20 protein-coding genes are annotated in these 18,811 nt (G+C 44.1%); 6 read left to right on the forward strand and 14 right to left on the reverse strand.

Annotated elements, in window-relative coordinates:
- Positions 1 to 4: 4 nt before the first annotated feature.
- A complete protein-coding gene (locus BTO09_RS09270; RefSeq protein WP_087524503.1) occupies positions 5 to 1,993 on the reverse strand; it encodes a urocanate hydratase in 1,989 nt (662 codons plus the stop codon).
- Positions 1,990 to 2,172: a DUF5522 domain-containing protein gene (locus BTO09_RS09275; protein ID WP_087524504.1), complete on the reverse strand. Its 183-nt coding sequence runs from the start codon at positions 2,170 to 2,172 to the stop codon at positions 1,990 to 1,992. Before BTO09_RS09275 ends, BTO09_RS09270 begins: the two co-directional genes overlap by 4 nt.
- Positions 2,173 to 2,205: 33 nt before the next feature.
- Here BTO09_RS09275 and BTO09_RS09280 point away from each other — a divergent pair, with 33 nt between their 5' ends.
- Positions 2,206 to 2,532, forward strand: coding sequence for a hypothetical protein (locus BTO09_RS09280; RefSeq protein ID WP_087524505.1), 327 nt, complete (start codon positions 2,206 to 2,208; stop codon positions 2,530 to 2,532).
- 79 nt (positions 2,533 to 2,611) lie between these two features.
- Here BTO09_RS09280 and BTO09_RS09285 read toward each other — a convergent pair whose 3' ends face one another.
- Entirely contained in the window at positions 2,612 to 3,073 is a 462-nt protein-coding gene (locus BTO09_RS09285; RefSeq protein ID WP_087524506.1) for a hypothetical protein, read from the reverse strand.
- Between the two features lie 139 nt (positions 3,074 to 3,212).
- On the opposite strand from BTO09_RS09285, the gene BTO09_RS09290 reads away from it, so the two are divergent.
- From BTO09_RS09290 to hemL, 3 genes are read left to right on the forward strand one after another with little or no spacing between them, the layout of a single operon-like run.
- Positions 3,213 to 4,118 carry a 1-aminocyclopropane-1-carboxylate deaminase/D-cysteine desulfhydrase gene (locus tag BTO09_RS09290; protein ID WP_087525537.1) on the forward strand — a complete coding sequence of 302 codons (906 nt, stop codon included), beginning with the start codon at positions 3,213 to 3,215 and terminating at the stop codon, positions 4,116 to 4,118.
- 3 nt (positions 4,119 to 4,121) lie between these two features.
- Positions 4,122 to 4,979 carry a glucosaminidase domain-containing protein gene (locus tag BTO09_RS09295; RefSeq protein ID WP_087524507.1) on the forward strand — a complete coding sequence of 286 codons (858 nt, stop codon included), beginning with the start codon at positions 4,122 to 4,124 and terminating at the stop codon, positions 4,977 to 4,979.
- Between the two features lie 6 nt (positions 4,980 to 4,985).
- Positions 4,986 to 6,275 carry a glutamate-1-semialdehyde 2,1-aminomutase gene (gene hemL, locus BTO09_RS09300; protein WP_087524508.1) on the forward strand — a complete coding sequence of 430 codons (1,290 nt, stop codon included), beginning with the start codon at positions 4,986 to 4,988 and terminating at the stop codon, positions 6,273 to 6,275.
- A 48-nt stretch (positions 6,276 to 6,323) separates the two neighbouring features.
- Here the strand turns inward: hemL and BTO09_RS09305 are convergent, their stop codons facing one another.
- The 4 genes from BTO09_RS09305 to BTO09_RS09320 all read right to left on the reverse strand — a co-directional run bounded on the left by BTO09_RS09305 (position 6,324) and on the right by BTO09_RS09320 (position 9,724).
- Positions 6,324 to 6,668, reverse strand: a complete 345-nt coding sequence (locus BTO09_RS09305; RefSeq protein WP_087524509.1) for a hypothetical protein — start codon at positions 6,666 to 6,668, stop codon at positions 6,324 to 6,326.
- A 182-nt stretch (positions 6,669 to 6,850) separates the two neighbouring features.
- The gene (locus tag BTO09_RS09310; RefSeq protein WP_087524510.1) at positions 6,851 to 7,303 is read right to left on the reverse strand and encodes a hypothetical protein; all 453 of its coding nucleotides are present in this window, start codon (positions 7,301 to 7,303) and stop codon (positions 6,851 to 6,853) included.
- A 189-nt stretch (positions 7,304 to 7,492) separates the two neighbouring features.
- Complete coding sequence (locus tag BTO09_RS09315; RefSeq protein WP_087524511.1) at positions 7,493 to 8,551, reverse strand: hypothetical protein; 1,059 nt, start codon at positions 8,549 to 8,551, stop codon at positions 7,493 to 7,495.
- Between the two features lie 90 nt (positions 8,552 to 8,641).
- Positions 8,642 to 9,724 carry a hypothetical protein gene (locus BTO09_RS09320; protein WP_087524512.1) on the reverse strand — a complete coding sequence of 361 codons (1,083 nt, stop codon included), beginning with the start codon at positions 9,722 to 9,724 and terminating at the stop codon, positions 8,642 to 8,644.
- Positions 9,725 to 10,164: 440 nt separating this feature from the next.
- On the opposite strand from BTO09_RS09320, the gene BTO09_RS09325 reads away from it, so the two are divergent.
- Positions 10,165 to 12,693, forward strand: coding sequence for a M14 family zinc carboxypeptidase (locus BTO09_RS09325; RefSeq protein WP_087524513.1), 2,529 nt, complete (start codon positions 10,165 to 10,167; stop codon positions 12,691 to 12,693).
- Here the strand turns inward: BTO09_RS09325 and BTO09_RS09330 are convergent, their stop codons facing one another.
- On the reverse strand, positions 12,694 to 13,080 hold the full coding sequence (locus BTO09_RS09330; RefSeq protein ID WP_087524514.1) for a thiol-disulfide oxidoreductase DCC family protein: 387 nt from the start codon (positions 13,078 to 13,080) through the stop codon (positions 12,694 to 12,696). It abuts the gene before it with no gap.
- A gap of 47 nt (positions 13,081 to 13,127) precedes the next feature.
- Complete coding sequence (locus BTO09_RS09335; protein WP_087524515.1) at positions 13,128 to 14,594, reverse strand: hypothetical protein; 1,467 nt, start codon at positions 14,592 to 14,594, stop codon at positions 13,128 to 13,130.
- Between the two features lie 162 nt (positions 14,595 to 14,756).
- Between BTO09_RS09335 and yiaA the strand changes: the two genes are divergently transcribed.
- On the forward strand, positions 14,757 to 15,236 hold the full coding sequence (gene yiaA / locus BTO09_RS09340) for an inner membrane protein YiaA (RefSeq protein WP_087524516.1): 480 nt from the start codon (positions 14,757 to 14,759) through the stop codon (positions 15,234 to 15,236).
- Positions 15,237 to 15,309: 73 nt separating this feature from the next.
- Here the strand turns inward: yiaA and BTO09_RS09345 are convergent, their stop codons facing one another.
- The 5 genes from BTO09_RS09345 to BTO09_RS09365 all read right to left on the reverse strand — a co-directional run bounded on the left by BTO09_RS09345 (position 15,310) and on the right by BTO09_RS09365 (position 18,787).
- Positions 15,310 to 15,693, reverse strand: a complete 384-nt coding sequence (locus BTO09_RS09345; RefSeq protein ID WP_087524517.1) for a GNAT family N-acetyltransferase — start codon at positions 15,691 to 15,693, stop codon at positions 15,310 to 15,312.
- A complete protein-coding gene (locus BTO09_RS09350; RefSeq protein ID WP_087524518.1) occupies positions 15,680 to 16,915 on the reverse strand; it encodes an RNA polymerase sigma factor in 1,236 nt (411 codons plus the stop codon). Before BTO09_RS09350 ends, BTO09_RS09345 begins: the two co-directional genes overlap by 14 nt.
- Complete coding sequence (locus BTO09_RS09355; RefSeq protein WP_087524519.1) at positions 16,915 to 17,262, reverse strand: YciI family protein; 348 nt, start codon at positions 17,260 to 17,262, stop codon at positions 16,915 to 16,917. Before BTO09_RS09355 ends, BTO09_RS09350 begins: the two co-directional genes overlap by 1 nt.
- Before the next feature lie 20 nt (positions 17,263 to 17,282).
- Positions 17,283 to 17,657, reverse strand: coding sequence for a VOC family protein (locus BTO09_RS09360; RefSeq protein ID WP_087524520.1), 375 nt, complete (start codon positions 17,655 to 17,657; stop codon positions 17,283 to 17,285).
- 266 nt (positions 17,658 to 17,923) lie between these two features.
- Positions 17,924 to 18,787: a hypothetical protein gene (locus tag BTO09_RS09365; protein WP_087524521.1), complete on the reverse strand. Its 864-nt coding sequence runs from the start codon at positions 18,785 to 18,787 to the stop codon at positions 17,924 to 17,926.
- Positions 18,788 to 18,811 lie beyond the last annotated feature (24 nt).

Consider the following 18,811-nt stretch of genomic DNA (forward strand, 5'->3'; position numbering starts at 1 on the left):
AGCACTATGGTTTAAATAAAGAATCGTCAACGATATTCGGAAGCGTTACTTTGAGTTTTGGCTCTCTGGCCATCTCTGCTTTAATTGCAAATAGAGCTTCCTCGTTGCGCGCCCAACTGCGTCTTGCAATTCCGTTATTTACATCCCAGAAAAGCATCTGTCTCAGACGGGTATGCGCTTCTTTAGAACCATCAAGAACCATACCAAATCCGCCGTTAATAACCTCTCCCCAGCCAACTCCACCACCGTTGTGAATGCTCACCCAGGTAGCACCTCTAAAGCTGTCTCCAATTACATTGTGAATAGCCATATCTGCCGTAAAGCTACTTCCGTCATAAATGTTCGAGGTCTCTCGATAGGGAGAATCGGTGCCAGAAACATCGTGATGATCTCTTCCAAGAATAACTGGACCGAGTTCGCCATTGGCGATGGCTTTGTTAAAAGCTTCTGCTATTGCGATACGCCCTTGAGAGTCGGCATAGAGGATTCGTGCTTGAGAACCCACTACCAGTTTGTTCTCTTGAGCCCCTCTGATCCACTGGATATTGTCTGCCATTTGCTGGCGGATCTCCTCAGGCGCATTTTCCATTAGTCCTTCTAGTACTTCTAGAGCCAAAGCGTCTGTTTTAGCAAGGTCGTCTGGGTCGCCGCTGGCACATACCCAACGGAAGGGTCCAAAGCCATAATCAAAACACATAGGGCCCATTATATCCTGTACATAACTCGGATAAATGAATTCACGTGCCGGATTTTCGGTATCTAAGATAGCCGCACCGGCTCTAGAGGCTTCCAATAGAAAAGCGTTGCCGTAGTCAAAGAAATAGGTGCCTCTTGCTGTGTGTTTGTTTATGGCAGCAGCATGTCGCTTAAGGCTTTGTTGCACCTGTGCCTTGAATTTGTCTGGCTGCTCTGCCATCATGGTGTTAGCAGCTTCAAAAGAAAGTCCAACAGGGTAATAACCTCCTGCCCAAGGATTGTGCAGTGAGGTCTGATCGCTCCCCAGATCTACTTGTATTCCGTCGGCATCAAATCGTTCCCAAACTTCAACTACATTACCGGCATAGGCAATAGAGACTGTTTCTTTTGCTGCTTTTGCAGCTTTTACGCGTTCGCTTAAAACATCCAGATCACTGATCACTTCGTCAACCCATCCTTGGCTATGGCGAGTATGGATCGCTTTCGGATTGACTTCCGCACAAACAGTAACGCAACCGGCTATATTTCCTGCCTTGGGTTGGGCTCCACTCATACCTCCAAGTCCAGAAGTTAAAAAGAGCCCACCTTTGGGGGTCTTGCCAATTTTACGGAATCCGTTAAGCACCGTAATGGTAGTTCCGTGCACAATTCCTTGCGGCCCGATATACATATAACTACCCGCAGTCATTTGTCCGTATTGGGTAACCCCTAAGGCGTTGAATCGTTCCCAATCGTCCGGTTTGGAATAATTCGGAATCATCATACCATTGGTAACTACCACGCGGGGAGCATTCTCATGCGAAGGGAAAAGGCCCATTGGGTGTCCGGAATACATAACCAGCGTTTGCTCGTCGGTCATTTGGGCCAAATACTGCATAGTGAGTAGGTACTGTGCCCAGTTTTGAAAAACCCCACCATTACCTCCGTAGGTAATAAGTTCATGCGGATGCTGTGCTACGGCTGGGTCCAAATTATTTTGGATCATCAGCATAATGGAGCGCGCTTGCAAAGAATTACCAGGGTACTCATCTACAGCTCTTGCGTGCATGGTGTAGTCTGGTCGGAATCGGTACATATAAATGCGGCCGTAGGTTTCCAATTCTTCTCTGAACTCTGGTAGTAATACTTCGTGATGCTTCGGATCAAAATAACGAAGCGCATTTCTCAAGGCTAATTCTTGCTCGTAAGCACTTAAAATGGCCTTGCGTTTTGGCGCGTGATTTACAGCCGGGTCATAAGGCTTTAGCGGAGGTAATTTATCTGGGATGCCCTGAAGTATTGCTTCTTTAAAACTCATGAGTTGCGTTTGGATTGGGAGTTGGTCTTTTTGTCGTAGCCGTAAGGGCAATGCCTGCAGCCACTTTCACAGCAATAACCTCGCTTTAAATGGTATTGCTCGGTAAAACATTTATAGCCTTCCGGAGTTAGATAATAATCGCCGGGTTCCAATGGGATTCTTTTTCCGAATGTGCTCATAGTGCAAAAATACTATTTTCTTACCTTGAGCGCATGATAGTGCTGGTAAATAGACACCTCTTGCCAAAAGGTACCTACGGAATGACCTTATGGCCATTTATCTTATTGCGCAGCGAACAATTGAAACGCGATGCCGTATTGATGAATCACGAAAGGATCCATTTAAGACAGCAGCTGCAGATGCTCATCTTACCTTTTTATCTGTGGTATATCACTGAGTTTTTCTTTCGATGGCTGCAGCATGGAAACAGAAAAAAGGCCTACAGCAATCTGTCAATGGAACGAGAGGCTTACGCCAATGATACTGACTTGGATTATCTGCAGACCTTTCGGTTCTGGGCATTTTTAAGGTATTTATAAATGCGCCGTGGCTGGGGGTGAAGGTCTTACTGCGGATTGTAACAACAGCGCAACCTTACCACTGACGCACATTATACAACTATAGCGCTCCCGAGATGTTGGTAACAAACCAACGGGAATCTACAGCACTGTAAATAAGGGTCACGGTAGCGAATTGCCCTTCCAATACTAAATCATCGGCTCCAGGGCAAAGAATTCGCTGGTCGGGGGTGGACGCGGTGTTATGTCTTATGGTCATGATCTCCTCCGTTGTGTTGATCAAGGTGATCATTTGACCATCGGCACTCTCTACCGGCATTAAACCAGAAACTTTAAAGCTGTTCGTAGGACCTTCAATTCGGTATACAGACAGGGGGGAATCTCCAAGGTCAATATTGTTGTTATTGCCATTGGTCATCGATAAAGTACCGGCGCGCAGCGAGAGCGAACCATTAACGTCTAAGGTAGTTGTGGGATCAGTAGTGTTAATTCCCACTTGTCCGTAAGCAGCGACGCTGAACATGCTTATCAGAACAATCTGAATAAATAGTGTAGTTTTCATAGGTATAAAAAATTTTGTGAGCTGGGTTTCACAAGATTATTTGAAGCAAAACTACCTGAGAAGCAGCATTTTGTAGGACGATTTTAGATAGATGGTAAATTGTTGTCGGTGAATGGTGTATTTTCGTTCGGTAAATGATATGTCAGCTGTAGGAACACAAATAACACCCTTAAAAAGCTTTGAGAACGGTTGCCAATTGGACTTGCTTCGCGAGGATCTAATAGGAGGAGCCGTGCAGGGTAATAAGTACAGAAAGCTCTATTACAATCTCCTAGAAGCAAAGCGCGTAGAGGCCAAAACCCTCTTAACTTTTGGCGGAGCATATAGCAATCATATTGCGGCAGTTGCGGCTGCTGCTCAGCAGTTTGGTTTCAAGGCAATAGGATACATCCGAGGCGATGAGCTGGCGACTAAATGGAAGAATAACCCATCTTTGTTTCAAGCTGCTCAGCGCGGAATGGAGTTTCGTTTTATTTCTAGAAGTGACTATCGCCAGCGCAATGAGGCCGAGTTTTTAGAGCAGCTTCAAAGTGAATATCCGCAGGCTTACATCATTCCAGAAGGCGGAACAAATGCTCTTGCCCTAAAGGGATGCGCAGAGATTTTGGGAGCACATACCGCTGTATACGATTATATCTGTGTTCCTGTTGGTACAGGAGGAACAATAGCCGGAATGAGTCATTCTGCCCAGGCGCATCAGCACTTGATAGGTTTCTCCGCATTGCAAGGCGATTTTTTAAAGCGGGAGATTGCTAGATTGACTCCAGCAACCAACTGGTCGCTCAATGCCGATTTTGCCTTTGGTGGTTACGGGAAAATAAATGCAGCGCTGATCACGTTTATTAATCAGTTCAACAAAGAGTACGGAATTGCCCTAGATCCTGTCTATACCGGCAAAATGCTCTACGGTCTTTTTGCCCTGTTAAAAGCCTCGAAATTTCCTGAAAATTCTCGTATTTTAGCCGTGCATACCGGAGGCTTGCAAGGCATAGCAGGAATGCGACAAAAAATTGCCCAAAAAGGCCTTCCGCCGCTCGAAATCTAAGCTATGGTTATCCGCATATTTGCCTTACTATTTACCTTTGGATTGTTGCTGAGTTCTTGTGGTACAAAAAAGAAAACGACGCAAAGGCGTACTACTTCTAGAACCACCAAGACAGCCGATCCAAAGCCGAGAACAGACACTCAAACCACTACAAACTCTGGAACAACCGACCAGCAAGACCTTCCAGATACAACCAAAGCAACTCCAAAAGAACTCAGCTATCAAGAAGCTGTGGCCTGGTATATCGAAACCTTTAGCCAGGTAGCTATGGACGAGATGGTTCTTTACAAGATTCCGGCAAGTGTCACCATGGCGCAAGGAATTTTAGAATCCGGCGCAGGGAGGAGCGATCTTACCCAAAGAGCCAACAATCATTTCGGAATTAAATGTCATACCGAATGGACAGGTGAGCGCGTGTATCACGACGATGACGCCTTACAAGAGTGCTTTAGAAAATATATCGACGCCAAATATTCCTTTAGAGATCACTCCTTGTTCTTAACGCAGCGCAGGAGATACAGTGGTCTTTTTGACTTGGCCATAGACGATTACAAAGGCTGGGCACGCGGACTTAAAAAAGCGGGTTACGCTACAGATCCAAAATATCCCAATAAGCTCATCAGTATCATTGAGCGCTATGAGCTTTATAAGCTGGATGAGCAAGTATTGGACGGCGGAGCCGTTTCTCGCAGTTCAAACAGCGCTGTGGCAGCTACAACCTACGTTGTTAAAAAGGGAGATACTTTATACAGCATTGCTCGTAGACACAACTTAAGCGTAGACGTTTTAAAAGCCAAGAATGGCCTTACTTCTAATACGATCTCTATTGGACAAACACTAGATGTCGGATCTGAAAACTAAATTGTAATGATATACCAACGCAGTAGTGCCTTATTTGCAGAGGCCACGCAATATATTCCCGGAGGAGTTAACTCTCCGGTAAGAGCTTTTAATGCCGTGGGTGGCGATCCGATCTTTGTGAAACGGGCTCAAGGAGCCTATCTCTACGCTGAGGACGGAAACACGCTGATCGACTATATCAGTTCATGGGGTCCTATGATCCTTGGGCATGCTTATAAACCTGTTATTGACGCTATAAAAGAACGCGCAGACAAGGGTACTTCTTATGGTATGCCTACAGAGCTAGAAACGGAGATCGCGCGTTTGGCTGTAAAGATGGTCCCGGGTATCGATAAGATTCGCTTTGTGAATAGTGGAACCGAAGCTTGTATGAGTGCCATTAGACTCGCCCGTGGCTATACAGGAAGAGAAAAGATCATCAAGTTTGCGGGGTGTTATCACGGACATAGTGATTCCTTTTTGATCCAAGCAGGGAGTGGCGCTGTAACCTTTGGCAACCCTAATAGCCCAGGAGTTACTCAGGGGACAGCAAAAGATACTTTGCTGGCTCGTTATAACGATCTGCAACAAGTTAAAGACATTATTGCCGCCAATCCTGGAGAGATAGCGGCCATCATTTTAGAACCGGTAGCAGGAAACATGGGGTGTATTCTCCCTGCGGATGGATTTTTGGAACGATTGAGAAGTCTGTGTGATCAACACGAGATAGTTCTCATATTCGATGAGGTCATGACGGGATTCCGTTTGGCTGCAGGTGGCGTACAAGAGCTTATGGGAATACAGGCAGATCTAGTAACCTTTGGTAAAGTAATTGGTGGCGGTTTACCCGTTGGAGCTTTTGCGGGTCCAGCGCGTATAATGAGTCATTTGGCACCAGAAGGACCTGTTTATCAAGCGGGGACTTTGAGTGGAAATCCACTAGCAATGGCCGCCGGACTCAGCATGCTCACAACTTTAGATAACCATCCAGAAGTCTTTGCTAGTTTGAACGAGAAGACAGCTTATTTGCATCAAGGGCTGGAAGCAGGTTTAAAAGAAAGTGGTCTGGACTACACCATAAATCGTATAGGGTCTATGATCTCTGTGCATTTCACTGCCGATCCGGTGGTAGATTTTGAATCCGCAGCAAAAGGGAACAACGACAACTTTAAAAAGTACTTTCACAGCATGTTGCGTCAAGGGATCTACTTGCCGCCATCTGCTTTTGAGAGTTGGTTCTTAAACGATGCGCTCTCCTACGAGGATATCGATAAAACTGTAGCCGCATCTAATAAGGCACTTAAAGAATTGGCATAAAAAAAGCGCTCCTTTAAAGAGCGCTTTTACTTTATATATCTGAAGTGTTTACTGCTTGCGCAACCACTTTTTGTATTGCTTTTCGGTAAGAGTAGCCTTCATTTCGTTGTTGAAGTTCTCTTCTAACTTACGGGCCACATGGCTTACGTTCGGATTGTTAGGATCTTTCCCTTTTACGCTTTTTCTGTATTCTACTTCGCGTTTAACAAGGGCGCGAAACAATGTACGCTCTTGCTCGTCTGTAAGGTCAAGGTCTTTATCCAGCTTTTCTAATTCTGCTTTGGCCACAACATCTGGCTTATCTCCACTTTCAGAAAGGGTTTGTGCTTGTGTGTTTTGCGAAAACAACCCGAAGACCAAAGTCAAAAGTGCTAATTTGAAAAAACTTTTCATGTTCTAATTTTTTGTTTAGTTCCTGCGGGACTCTTTAGGGTGTTGTCTGTTCTCCAAAGCGACTCGCAGCGTACTAATGTACTAAATATTTACTTACCTAAAAGCGATAACAAGAATAAAGCCAAAAACACGTTTTTAATCCGTTTTTTTGGCTTTTTCAACTATCAATCAACTGTTAAAATTTACTTTCTACGGCCCTGTCTGCCTTTCTTTCGCCCTTTTCTGTGGTGTTGCATGCGCTGCCATTTTTCGAATTGCTGGTCAGAGAGTATTGCTTTGATCTCAGACTTAATAGCGATCTTTTTATCAAGTGCGGCATCCATCTGCTCAAAGCGCTGATCTGGGGTTAGCTTTTGGGTCTCATTGGCTGCTTTTCGAGCTTCGCGTTCTGCAAGCATGGCTTTTTTGTCCTGAGCAATTGTTGTCTGTACTTTGAGCATTTCTTGTTGCTGAGCGGCATTGAGATCTAAGGCCAAGGTGAGCTTCTTGGTCTCTAGTTGTGCAAGCTGGTCTGCACTTAATTCTTTAAGGAGTTCTGCTCTATGACCGTCTTGCTTGTGGTGACCTCGGCCTCCGTGCTGTGCAAAGGCGACAGAACTGGTTAGGGCAAGCATAAGTATCAAAATTTTCTTCATCTGTTCTAAAGTTTTAATGTTTTGTTTGCCTTTAAGACTTTAGAAAATGAGGAGCGTTTAATTCGTATGGGAATTCTTAACACTTATTAACTTTAAAAGCTTAGAAGGTTACCTACTGAAGTTCTTTGATCTTGTTGGATACGCTGCTTAAGTCTCAGATGAGTTCCAATTTTCACCTAGACATGTCTACTATTCAACAAAGTATTTTAGAATCTCTCCAGAACGTGAGATCCCGACAAACATAGTTTTGGCGTCAGTTATATGAATGGTTATATAACTGGATAAAGGATCCGATAAAGGCTCCAAGGTTTCTACAAGCATCCAACTCGCTGTTTCCTGGACATAGAGGTAGAGTTGCCAACGTTCAGATCCTGCCTCTTCATCAAAAAACACTACAGAAATGTCACCGAGCGCATTGACGTCAAAAGTAAAAGGCACCGCACTAGCAGAAAGCTCTAAAGGCATTTCTACGTTTGCAGAACCGTCTGGGAATTCAAAAAACCCTTCGCGAGCTATCACATACTCAAACAAGGACGGCATACTATCAAAGCTGCTCCAGTTACCACCTCCATCACTAGTGACCAGTAGTTCTTCATCTGTTCTAACGAGGCCGTTCAAACGGTCTTCAAAATAATACTCTTCTATAGGCAGGCTAGTGGTAAGAATTAGGTTCCAATTGTCACCTGCATTCACCGTGCTATACAGCTCCATGAATTCACAGCGGTCCTGTACAAATCCGTTTACTTCATCAACGAACTGTATATATCCGGTATTTATCGCACCATCACAAAGGAATTCCAAAGGGCGCTCAATATTGTTCCAAGAGTCTCCTCCGTTGGTTGTTTTTAAAATACCATCGTAGGTATTTAGGAACAATAGATTTTCTGATAAGGCTATGAGCTTACCGGTAATGTCTTGATTGATCAAATACTCCCAAGTCTGTCCGCCATCTATGGTTTTATACACATAAACTCCAGTAACAGCATAACCAATATTTTCATCTAGAAAGATCAGTTGACTTATGGAACAAAAAGGAAGCTCACACAGATCAAAGGTCACACTTACGCGTATGCCTGTAAACTGCAAATCCCCATCTCCACCACCAGCTGTGGTGTCGTCGGTTGGGTCCACAGTATCATCTGTGGTTTGCTCTGTGTCGTCTGTCGGATCGGTCTCGTTAGAGCAGCTGTGTAGCCCAGGCAGCATCAGCAAAAACAAAAACAGTCCTGCTAATTGTATCTTTTTCATAGGATTAGTTGATAAAATCTTAAGGAAGGTACAAAAATTTGGACATAAAAAACCGCCTCGGGAGGCGGTTCATAAATCTTTGTGATTCCTTTAGTCTAAAGACTCAAGGTATTCTACCAGCATGGTGACCGCTTCTTCGTGAACCACTGTTCGGCCTAATTGAGGCATACGGTAGTTTACAAGTGTAGAAAGGGTTCTGGCCTCGATCTCTCCGCGATTCGCATAAATACCAGAGTCATCAAATGCGGTCTCATAACGAAAATCCATATCAAAGGTGCCAACTACGCCGTCTGGGTTGTGGCAGTGCGCACAATTAATATCCATATAGGCGCGGGCGCGCTCTTCTAAGGTATAAGCGGCATCGTCTTCCCAATCCGGTAGGAGCGGGAGTGAGGCAGGATCTGGAGCAAAGGTCAAAATACCCTCGTTCATAAAATACTGCAGCTGATTGATATTCACATATTCGTTGTTCGGATTAAAGTTCATGGAGCGAAGCTTTGGTCCGATAGGTGTAGTGATGGCATTGTTAAAGTGACAAACGATACATTCCGATCTGGATGGGATCAAATAGTCCACGTTGCGAGTCACTCCATTACTGTCTATATAGCTAATTGGAACTTCGCCGCCGTCTTCGTCGTAAAAGGCCTCGGTCTGCTCGTCGTTCCATAAATAATCCGCAGCCAACCATTCTCCGGCCAGTTTGAGAAGAATTCTCGTTTCTATGATCTGTTTCCCTAAGGACGGATCACGATCATCAATGTTGTAGTAAAAGGTCTTTGCGATCAGGGTATTGTCTGGAAAGTCAGGCAGCTGATCGTCTCCCGCATACTCCATAGCTTGTCCGTTAGGCAAACGGATTAGGCGCTGTTTGGCAGCGTAATCTGTAAAAAGCCCTGAGTTTAGTTCGTACAGATACACCCCGTCTCTAGGAGTTAGATCGCTCAGATTCCCTTGAAATACAGGAAGCTCAGAAAGTTTGTCTGTAAAATCAATAGGGTCCGGATCTGGGTCTGGATCACCGCCACCTGTAGTGTCGTCGGTCGGGTCAGGATCTCCACCACCAGTGGTGTCGTCTGTGGTTTGGGTGTCGTCCGTAGGGGAATAGTTGTCATCACTACACGCGGTCACAGCCAGCGCCAAAGCGAAGAAAAAGATAAGTCGGTAAAGTTTCATAGCTTAAAAATGTTGCTAAATATACCAAAACCAAGCAGATATAGAAAACCCAAAAATGCTTTACTCGCGCAAACGCACATTTAACTCATTAAAACGACCCTTTTACTCGATGGTTGTTTTACAATTATACCGCTCGTACTACTTTCACATCAAGTTCTTTTAAACAGTACAACTCTTAAGCAGAGTTCACTATAGCAAACCAACGGCAGTCAGCAGGCCATATTGTTTAATTAGTCCTGTATCTGCACAGCTCAAAAGCCTGTTGTCGCCTTGGTTGCAAACAATATTGCTTTCTTAAGTAAGGTAAGGAAGTAGTTTTTATTTTTTGGTTGGAAGTTCATCGCCTCTAAGAAATCCTTTGCCAAGGAGGATCCTTAGGGGCGGTGTTTTTTATAGGCGGATATTTCCGTAATTTTAGGGTTCAACCAATCATAGTTCTCATGCGAAAGTTAATTGCACTTTTCACCTTTTCTTTTTTAATGCTGATCCCAGCTGCGCAAGCTCAAGATTACTTCTTAGCAGGCCAAGGGCCTTTTAATCCAGACATTCCCTCTCCGGAGGAGTATTTGGAATATCCTATAGGCTCTCAACATACTCGTCACGACATGATAGTGAGTTATTTAAAGATGCTCGCCCAAGTGTCAGATCGGGCAACTATAACGACCTATGGCAAGACGCATGAGGGCAGGAAGCTTGTGATGCTTACCGTTTCTACTCCGCAGAATCTGCAAAACCTTGAAAGTATAAAAGCAGAGCACCTTAAATACGTGGACCCAAAACAATCGCCTAGCAATTACGATGCACTCCCTGTGTTTATTCAATTAGGCTACAATGTCCACGGAAACGAACCGTCAAGCTCCGAAGCGGCTTTGCTCACCGCCTACACTTTAGTTGCCTCGAACAACCCGGAGGTTTTGAATTATTTGGAGAACGGGATCATTATGATAGACCCTACCATTAACCCAGATGGTCGTGACAGACATACCCAATGGGCCAATCAGTATAAGGCCACCCCTTTTGTATCAGATCCTATGGATGCTGAGCACTGGGAGGCTTGGCCAAGAGGCCGTACCAATCATTATTGGTTCGATCTAAACAGAGATTGGCTCTTAGGGATCAATCCAGAGAGTAGAGGAAAACTCACTTGGTACCACCAATGGTATCCTAATGTGGTGACCGATTTTCATGAAATGGGTACCAACTCCACCTATTTCTTTGAGCCTATGAAGCCAATTGGGTCTTTGGATCCTATTATGCCCAAAGAGAACTATGAAGACTTGAATGAACTCTTTGCAACTTATTATGAGGATGCCTTGAACGGAATAGGCTCATTCTACTTTACCAAAGAAGCTTTTGACGGTACTTACCCAGGCTATGGTTCTTCATATCCTGATCTACAAGGAGCTTTGGCACTCTTGTTTGAACAGGCCAGCTCTAGGGGTCATGTACAAGAAACCGCCTTTGGCGAGATCACTTTTGGTTTTACCATTAGGAACCAATACACCTCAAGTATGGCTACGGTGCAGGCTGCTGTAGAGAACAAAGCAACCTTACGAAAGTATCAACAGGATTTCTTTAAATCCGCAGTAAACGAAAAAGCACCTACAGGCTATGCGGCTTACACTTTTGATAAAGGAACCGACGGCAACCGGATGAAAGCATTTATAGACAAGTTGTTACTACACGAGATCGAGGTGTATAAAAACGGAGATCAATATTCCGTACCATTGGCACAACCCCAGCGGCGTATGGTGCAATCATTCTTTGAGACCTATAAAAGTTACCGAGACTCCGTATTCTACGATGCCTCAGCTTGGAGTGTTGCAAACTTTTACAATGTCCCTTATAAAGGGCAAACACGTAATCCTGGAGGAACAGTGGTTAGCTCTACAGATGGAATTACAAACCTTAAGAACGTGCCTCAAAGCAGTTACGCCTATCTGATGGATTGGAACGACTATAATGCTCCGGCAGCCCTGTATCATTTGCAGGCTAAAGGTTTGGTGGTGAATGCTGCATTTAAACCTTTCAGTATAGTAACGCACCAGGGTAAACAAGACTTTGATTACGGAACTGTAATGATCCCGGTCTCTAAGCAGAATATGTCTGCAGCAGAGGTTTATGCTATTGTAAAAGAGGCAGAGCAAAGCTTTGAGGTACCACTTTATGCTGTCAATACAGGGTATAGCGCCAAGGGGATCGACCTGGGAAGTCGCAACTTTAGAGCTTTAGAGCAGCCAAAAGCTGCCTTGCTTATCGGAAATGGAGTGAACTCTTATGAGGCTGGAGAGGTTTGGCATTTGTTAGACACTCGGGTGCATATGCCGATCACCAAACTGCAAATGCGCACCTTTTCTTTTGCGGACCTGGATCGTTACAATACTTTGGTAATGGTCTCCGGGAGTTATCGCGAACTGGATTCCACTCAAATAGAGCGCTTAAAGTCTTGGGTAGGGCAGGGCAACACCTTGATCACTATTGCCAATGCTTCGCGTTGGGCTGTTAGTAGAAAACTGGTCAATGAAAAGCTTACCCAGAGTAAGGATAAGAAGGATTCTACCGTTGGGCGTAAACCTTATGTTGACGCTGGCGAGAATATTGGTCGCGAACGTGTTGGTGGGGTTATTTTAGAGACCGATCTGGACCTGACCCATCCGCTAGGATTTGGATATACCTCAAGACGCTTACCTGTTTACAAGAACAATATGGTCTTTTTGCAACCGAGTGGCAGTGCCTATAGCACTGTGGCAAAATACACAGCTAACCCACATATTGATGGATTTATTTCACCAGACAATCTGGAGCAGATGATTAAACCGTCAGCTTCCTTGATTGTAAGCCCAGTAGGTGGGGGTCGCGTAGTGATGTTTGCAGACAACCCGAACTTTAGAGGTTCGTGGTACGGCACCAACCGTTTGTTTTTGAATGCACTATTCTTAGGGTCTGAGATTAGTGTGCCGAGAGACTAACTATTTTAAAGAAATAGCGCAGCTGTTGGAATTGCCAAACCAGCGTACTCGATTTTTGGAGGCGGTCTTATAAATGTAATCGCGGAGCATTCTTGGAATAAAGGCCAGCAAAGCTGCCACACGCTTCCATTTGTCGATCTTTCCAACCACGCGCAGAAAACCATCGGAGTGGGTATGAACACCATTTTGGTCAATCAGAATTACGGTGTCTAAACTTTGCGTGTCGAAACCGTATTGTTTTAGATACGCTTGTCCTTTGGGCGATTGAAACGGAACAAAATTGAACAGTTCTTGGGGCGCGAACTTAAGCAGCCAACCTACTACGCCATTGCAGAGGTTGCATTCGCCGTCAAAAATAATGATGTCTTGAGTTGTTGTAGTTTTCATGATGTGAGGGTAGTCGTGAAAACTGCATGCAACATTACAGGCAATTGCTAATTTCCGTGAGTTCGGACTAAGGCTAAAGTTGTCTCATATAAGGAGTCAGCTGTCATTTTACTCTTGAGCCAGGCGTAAAAACTCATCACAAAAATGTCTTCCTCCAAAGGGTTCTTCCCTGTCAGCTCAGTTTCCACCTTCTTTATAAAGCTTGGGTCTTTAATGCTGTTCGGGTCTTGATAATAGATGTCTACTATCTTCAGAAATGCAACTACGCGCTCTTGACCTTTCTCTTGTAGCAAGCCTTTGTAGCGGCGTTTAAATGCTCGCAAGCGCAGCAAGACCAGATCTAGTTTATCGCGTTCTACTAATAAGAGTATCTCTATGATATTCTTTTGAACCACCCACGACCAGCCCATTTTCTTTTCGTACCAAGCGTCGCTGTGATTTAGATTCCGCAGCAATTTTGCGACTTGGTCAAATTCACCTTGATGAAAATGGAACATGCACAGTGTTAGCCTGGCGTGCAAGTCTTCATTGTTTTGCTTTTCTAAGAGCGCTATTGCTTCAAATGGTCTATTGCTGTAAAAGTGGGTTAGACTTTGCAAGAGGTTGAATTTATCGCTGAGTAGACTGCGATAGCTCGTATATGTTTTAAGATCGTTTGCCAAAAGGTCCAAGGCTTCTTGACAAGCTTCCAGTTGTTTGTTCCTGAACAAGCTAAGCGCTGCTAAATGTAGGCTTCTCATCCTGTAGAGGGCATAGCGTCCTTGGAGTCCAGTTTTTAGTTTTATGAGTTCTAAGATGTTTTTAGTGAGTCCTAAGATCTGGTAAAACGCCTGTTGTTGCTCTGCTGTCTCTACTGCCAAACTCAGCAGCTGATACAGGGATTTGTAACTTAGGTTTTTGTCTAGCCTAAGCTGGGAAGCATCCATGGCAGTTTCAAATTGTTGGTTTAGGTCTGCACCTAGATCTTGCATTCCCTGTGCTCTAAACTGCGCATAAAAAGTAGTGACCTGAAGTTCCTGAAGGTATTGTGCTCTGTTGTGATCTGCCCTGTGAAGTAACTCTTTAAGGGCTAGTTGATCTTGCAAGTGGGCGTATTGGATATACGTTTGATAGATCTCATTTAAGATCGAATAGGCCTCTATTTCCTCCGCAGCAACTAGGGCACGCTTTAAGGTCTTAAAACCCAACTTGAATTTCTTCTGTTCAAAGAAAATACGGCTGGCTAAGAGCAACTTAAGGCAGTTCATATCGGCAGAAGTCTCTTTGGAGAAGCTTTGTGCAGCGACAAAGTCTATTAAACGATGCTGTAAACGATTAGCCAGTACATAGAGCGCATTTGCATTGGCTTTTCCGTAAAGTTTAAGGTCTAAATCACGGGTTTGGCCTTTGCGTAGCAATTTAAAAAGCGCAATGTTTTTAGTGTCAGATCTGCGGTTCAAACCTTCCAAATACCGTACAAAAGCAGTCTCCTGTTCTGGGTCGAGAAGGGCAATAATATCTAAAATATCACGCATTAAAACGTAAGTAAAAAAGTATATATATTAATAAATATAGGATTATTTGTAGATATAGCTAATAATAAAACGTAAGTAATCGATAAATTTTGTGTTTTAGAACCTATCAGATCATTCCATATTTGCCCTGTAATCAAAACATAAATCATCAAAACAAGAATTATGGAAGATCAAGTGTTTAAAACCAACAAACCGGTCAATGCGCCTTTTAAGACTAAGACAGCAGACCTAGAGAACTTCGATTGCAAACCCACCTCGGCTTTTGTTTCGGCATCGTGGACAGCTTTGTTTATAGGAATGATATCCTATTGCGTTGGCTTGTGGAATGTCAATATGGAGCTCAACGAAAAAGGATACTATTTCACCATTCTACTCTTCGGACTGTTTAGTGTGGTCTCTGTACAGAAAAGTGTTCGAGACCGGCTAGAAGGAATTCCAGTGACAGAGATCTATTACGGCATCAGTTGGTTTACAACCATAGCCTCAATTTTACTGCTCATCATTGGCCTTTGGAATGCCGATATCGATTTGAGCGAAAAGGGCTTTTACGGCATGTCTTTCACCCTGGCACTGTTTGCAGCAGTCGCTGTTCAGAAGAATACCCGTGATATCAAATTCTTAGAGCGGGCAGAAAAAGAATAAACGCAAGTTGGAAGAGGTTTTGATGCGAAAGCAGCTGCCTTTCAGGCCCCGGCATCTTAAGGTGTCGGGGTTTTTATTGGTAAAAGCAATATTCAAACTGGGTCATGCCTATTTTGGGGTAATAGTCACGCGCTGCAGGAGCTGCCAAGAGGATCAATTTTGCTTTTGGTGCGATCTCTTTACTTCTGCGGATAAGCTGCTTGCCAATACCTTGATGTTGATAGGCGGCATCAACGGCCAAGTCAGATAGGTAAGTGCAATAGGTGAAATCGGAAATACTTCGAGCTACACCAACGAGTTTTTCCCCGGCTCTTGCCGTAAGAATGATGTCGGCATGTTTTAACATAGCAGCTAAGGTGTCAAGATCTTTCGGTCGGCGCTCGGCAAGGTTAGCGGCTTTTAATAAATGCTCGAATTCGCTGGCAGTCAATTCTGGTTCTAAACTATAGGTAATCATTGCGTTTTTTTAAGAGGTAGTTCCTTTCCAATACATTGTTAACGGTCTCTAGGGCTTTATCCATATATCTTAAGGCCGATTCTTTATCGCCTGTTCTGTAGTGAAAATCTGCCCAGGTCGCCCATAAGAGATAGGCGCGTTGATTCAGTTTTGATTCGTCTATAAGCGGTAGTTCTCCCGCTACCAGATCGAATTTTTTAAGTTGAATCAAAACGATCAGCATATTGAGCCTTCCGAGTTCACTCGGGTTTTGCTGCTGTAGCTTCTTATAAAGCTCTAAAATAGCATGCCAGTTTGTGTCTTGAAAAGATTTAGCTTTAAGGTGCTCTGCAGCTATGGCCGCTTCCAGATGGTATTTGGATCGATCTGGGTAGGTTACGGCTTTGTTCATGGAGTCATTGCCAATTTTTATCAATGGGAAATGCCAAAGACTGCGGTCTTGGTGTTCCAGATCTATAATACTATCGTTTTCTGAAACCTTACTTTCTAAGCGGGCTGCATGGAAGCAAAGCAGGCCGAACAAGGCATAGCTACTGCCAGAGCGAAGCATTTCTTTTTTAAGTAGGAGTTGATTCAGTCTAAGGGCCTCGCCGCACAATTCGCGGTCGATCAATTGTTCTCTTTTGGTAGAGTGGAACCCTTCATTAAAGATCAAGTAGATTACCCTCAGCACTCCAGCTAGGCGCGCACTGAGTTCCGATTTATCCGGGAACTCAAAGCGAATTTGTTTTTCTGCTACCTTTTTACGAGCTCGGCTCAGACGCTTTTTTATGGTTTCTTCTTTGGTTAGTAAGGCTGCAGAAATTTCTTTAAGCGAAAAACCAGAGATGGTTTTTAGAGCAAATGCCAATTGTTCTTCTGGGGCTAGTTCCGGATGACAAGCCACAAAGATCATCCGAAGTTGGCTGTCTTCTATTTCGTGGTCTAGAAACAAATCGTTGAGGTGAATACTGGCAGCTCCATGAGAAATTTTATCGCTGCGGACTTGATCTGCCTTGACTTTTCTAAGCAGATCTATAGTTCTGTTCTTGGCAGATTTGATGAACCAAGCTTCCGGATTCTCAGGAATTTTTTTTCGCCATTGCAGCGTGGCTTTGACAAAGGTGTCCTGTAGCGCATCTTCTATTAGTTCCAGATGCGGCAACCCAAAAATATTCGTCAAGACAGCGATCATCTTTCCGTATTGGTGTCTGAAAAGATGATCGACAACTTGACTATCCACTACTGATCAAAAACCATGATCTCACGGATCTCTACGGTACTGCCCAGGTCATAGTCTGGGAAGTCCTGTGCTATTTCTTCAGCTTCGTCCATGTCTTTGGCACTTACAATAAAGTAACCGCCAACTAGCTCTTTACTTTCTGCAAAGGGACCATCGGTTACCACGCGATCTGGCCCTGAGATTCTGCGCACCGGGTCGTGCAAAGCTTCACCGCCTTTTACAATGCCCGCGGCTTCCATTTTATTGCTCCAGGCAAACCACTTGCCCATGCGTTCTTGTAGCTCTTCTGGAGACAAACCCATATCTGCATAGGTCTCTCCAATAAAGATCAACATAAAATCTTTCATTATTCTCGTATTTTAATTGATTAGTTTGGTGAGTGAAATCCAACCAGATTCCCCTCGGTATCTGTAAAGGTCGCAAAAAATCCATGCGGTCCCAAAGAGGTTTTGGGAATCGCTATCTTTCCGCCAGCGGCTTCTACGCGGCCTAGCGGTTTAGAAAGGTCATCGCCTCCGTTTAAATAGATCAGCGAACCTACTTGAGCGGGTTTAGCGTCTGGACTTTTTACAATACTACCACCAACACCTTCGGCTTGATCCGAAGGGAAAAAGGCCATTGTCTGATCTAACTCAGGCATTGTTAAGATTTCCATTTCTGCTTGGAAAACTGCTTCGTAAAATTTCTTTGCGCGCTCAAAATCCACAGTAGGAATCTCAAACCAGTTCAGTGCATTTTTCATAAAAAAGAGTTTTTTATCCCGAATTCCGCAATAGAAAATTTATTACGTCTAGAAACTGCTGCAAAATATTGTTTAGGCTGTTTTCGATTTAACCGTAGCGCTGCTATGGTTTAAATCTCCAAACAGCAATATTTTCTTGCATTTTCTAGCCTCACTACAAAGTTCTATTACGCACTTCGGGAGTTAGTTAATGAATACTTACACTCTTATTACGAAGCTGTATTAGAAAAGGGGGACAAGTATTTTGATTTTTTTTTCTGCGGAGGCTAACTGCGCGGTTCCATTTCAAAGTTGATCTTAATCTCGCCATTAATGATCAATCTAATGTAATAGTACTGTTTTGGGTCGATCATTCGGTCAAGGGTATATTCAAAACTATGAGAGCCGGGAGCCACTGCAGCCTTGTAGAAAAGCTCGTCCAGCACAATATTGTCTTGGTTAAAAAGGGCAATATGCACGTCAGATTCCCGAGAGATCCGGTAATTGAAATTGCCCTCCATAGATCGTTTTATAAGCCCGTTGTTTCTAGGGCGTCTAATAGTTTCGCCGACTACTGTTACCGTATCAGCAGCAACCAGATCCATAACCATGTCGCGAGCCGCCGTGGTTTGCTCTAAGTCCATGCTGGTAATTTCACTCATTGGGCGCCCGTCCGTAAGTGCCCAAACAGCCTGTTGTCCGGCTACCCCAAAAGCTTTCTCTTTTTGAATGCGCATGGCAAGCGTAGCTAAGTTGCCTTTGGCTTTAGTTCCGAGCTCATAAACTGTGGTTGCATCCGGAGCGGCGTTATATTCTTGAACACACATGCCGTACAGTGGAATTTTTACGCTTTCCAAGGCCTTTAAAGCGATGATCTCCTCTTGGGTGGTGATGATATCTTGCGCCTCCGGATCGGCCGATTTGAATAGTTGCCCATTGGCGATCTTGATTTCGAGAGCATGGTTGGCCGTATTCTTAAGTTCGAGTAGTAGTGGCTTATAGTAATGCGTACTTTCGGTATTACCAATTATTTTTAGATCTATCTTTTCTAGGCTTAAGGCCTTTTGAATGTCTAAGGTTTCTACTTCTAGTACAGGCTGGGTGAATGCAGTTAGTAATAAAAAACCAACTAGGGCCAATGTGTTTTTCATGAGTTAGTGTTAAGGTGCTAACAA

Source organism: Gilvibacter sp. SZ-19 (assembly GCF_002163875.1).
Classification (GTDB): domain Bacteria; phylum Bacteroidota; class Bacteroidia; order Flavobacteriales; family Flavobacteriaceae; genus Gilvibacter.

What these genes read in the sequence shown, in the direction of transcription:
- BTO09_RS09270 (WP_087524503.1), bottom strand. Translation starts at nt 1,993, where the DNA reads ATGAGTTTTAAAGAAGCAATACTTCAGGGCATCCCAGATAAATTACCT.
- BTO09_RS09275 (WP_087524504.1), bottom strand. Translation starts at nt 2,172, where the DNA reads ATGAGCACATTCGGAAAAAGAATCCCATTGGAACCCGGCGATTATTAT.
- BTO09_RS09280 (WP_087524505.1), top strand. Translation starts at nt 2,206, where the DNA reads ATGATAGTGCTGGTAAATAGACACCTCTTGCCAAAAGGTACCTACGGA.
- BTO09_RS09285 (WP_087524506.1), bottom strand. Translation starts at nt 3,073, where the DNA reads ATGAAAACTACACTATTTATTCAGATTGTTCTGATAAGCATGTTCAGC.
- BTO09_RS09290 (WP_087525537.1), top strand. Translation starts at nt 3,213, where the DNA reads ATGTCAGCTGTAGGAACACAAATAACACCCTTAAAAAGCTTTGAGAAC.
- BTO09_RS09295 (WP_087524507.1), top strand. Translation starts at nt 4,122, where the DNA reads ATGGTTATCCGCATATTTGCCTTACTATTTACCTTTGGATTGTTGCTG.
- hemL (WP_087524508.1), top strand. Translation starts at nt 4,986, where the DNA reads ATGATATACCAACGCAGTAGTGCCTTATTTGCAGAGGCCACGCAATAT.
- BTO09_RS09305 (WP_087524509.1), bottom strand. Translation starts at nt 6,668, where the DNA reads ATGAAAAGTTTTTTCAAATTAGCACTTTTGACTTTGGTCTTCGGGTTG.
- BTO09_RS09310 (WP_087524510.1), bottom strand. Translation starts at nt 7,303, where the DNA reads ATGAAGAAAATTTTGATACTTATGCTTGCCCTAACCAGTTCTGTCGCC.
- BTO09_RS09315 (WP_087524511.1), bottom strand. Translation starts at nt 8,551, where the DNA reads ATGAAAAAGATACAATTAGCAGGACTGTTTTTGTTTTTGCTGATGCTG.
- BTO09_RS09320 (WP_087524512.1), bottom strand. Translation starts at nt 9,724, where the DNA reads ATGAAACTTTACCGACTTATCTTTTTCTTCGCTTTGGCGCTGGCTGTG.
- BTO09_RS09325 (WP_087524513.1), top strand. Translation starts at nt 10,165, where the DNA reads ATGCGAAAGTTAATTGCACTTTTCACCTTTTCTTTTTTAATGCTGATC.
- BTO09_RS09330 (WP_087524514.1), bottom strand. Translation starts at nt 13,080, where the DNA reads ATGAAAACTACAACAACTCAAGACATCATTATTTTTGACGGCGAATGC.
- BTO09_RS09335 (WP_087524515.1), bottom strand. Translation starts at nt 14,594, where the DNA reads ATGCGTGATATTTTAGATATTATTGCCCTTCTCGACCCAGAACAGGAG.
- yiaA (WP_087524516.1), top strand. Translation starts at nt 14,757, where the DNA reads ATGGAAGATCAAGTGTTTAAAACCAACAAACCGGTCAATGCGCCTTTT.
- BTO09_RS09345 (WP_087524517.1), bottom strand. Translation starts at nt 15,693, where the DNA reads ATGATTACCTATAGTTTAGAACCAGAATTGACTGCCAGCGAATTCGAG.
- BTO09_RS09355 (WP_087524519.1), bottom strand. Translation starts at nt 17,262, where the DNA reads ATGAAAGATTTTATGTTGATCTTTATTGGAGAGACCTATGCAGATATG.
- BTO09_RS09360 (WP_087524520.1), bottom strand. Translation starts at nt 17,657, where the DNA reads ATGAAAAATGCACTGAACTGGTTTGAGATTCCTACTGTGGATTTTGAG.
- BTO09_RS09365 (WP_087524521.1), bottom strand. Translation starts at nt 18,787, where the DNA reads ATGAAAAACACATTGGCCCTAGTTGGTTTTTTATTACTAACTGCATTC.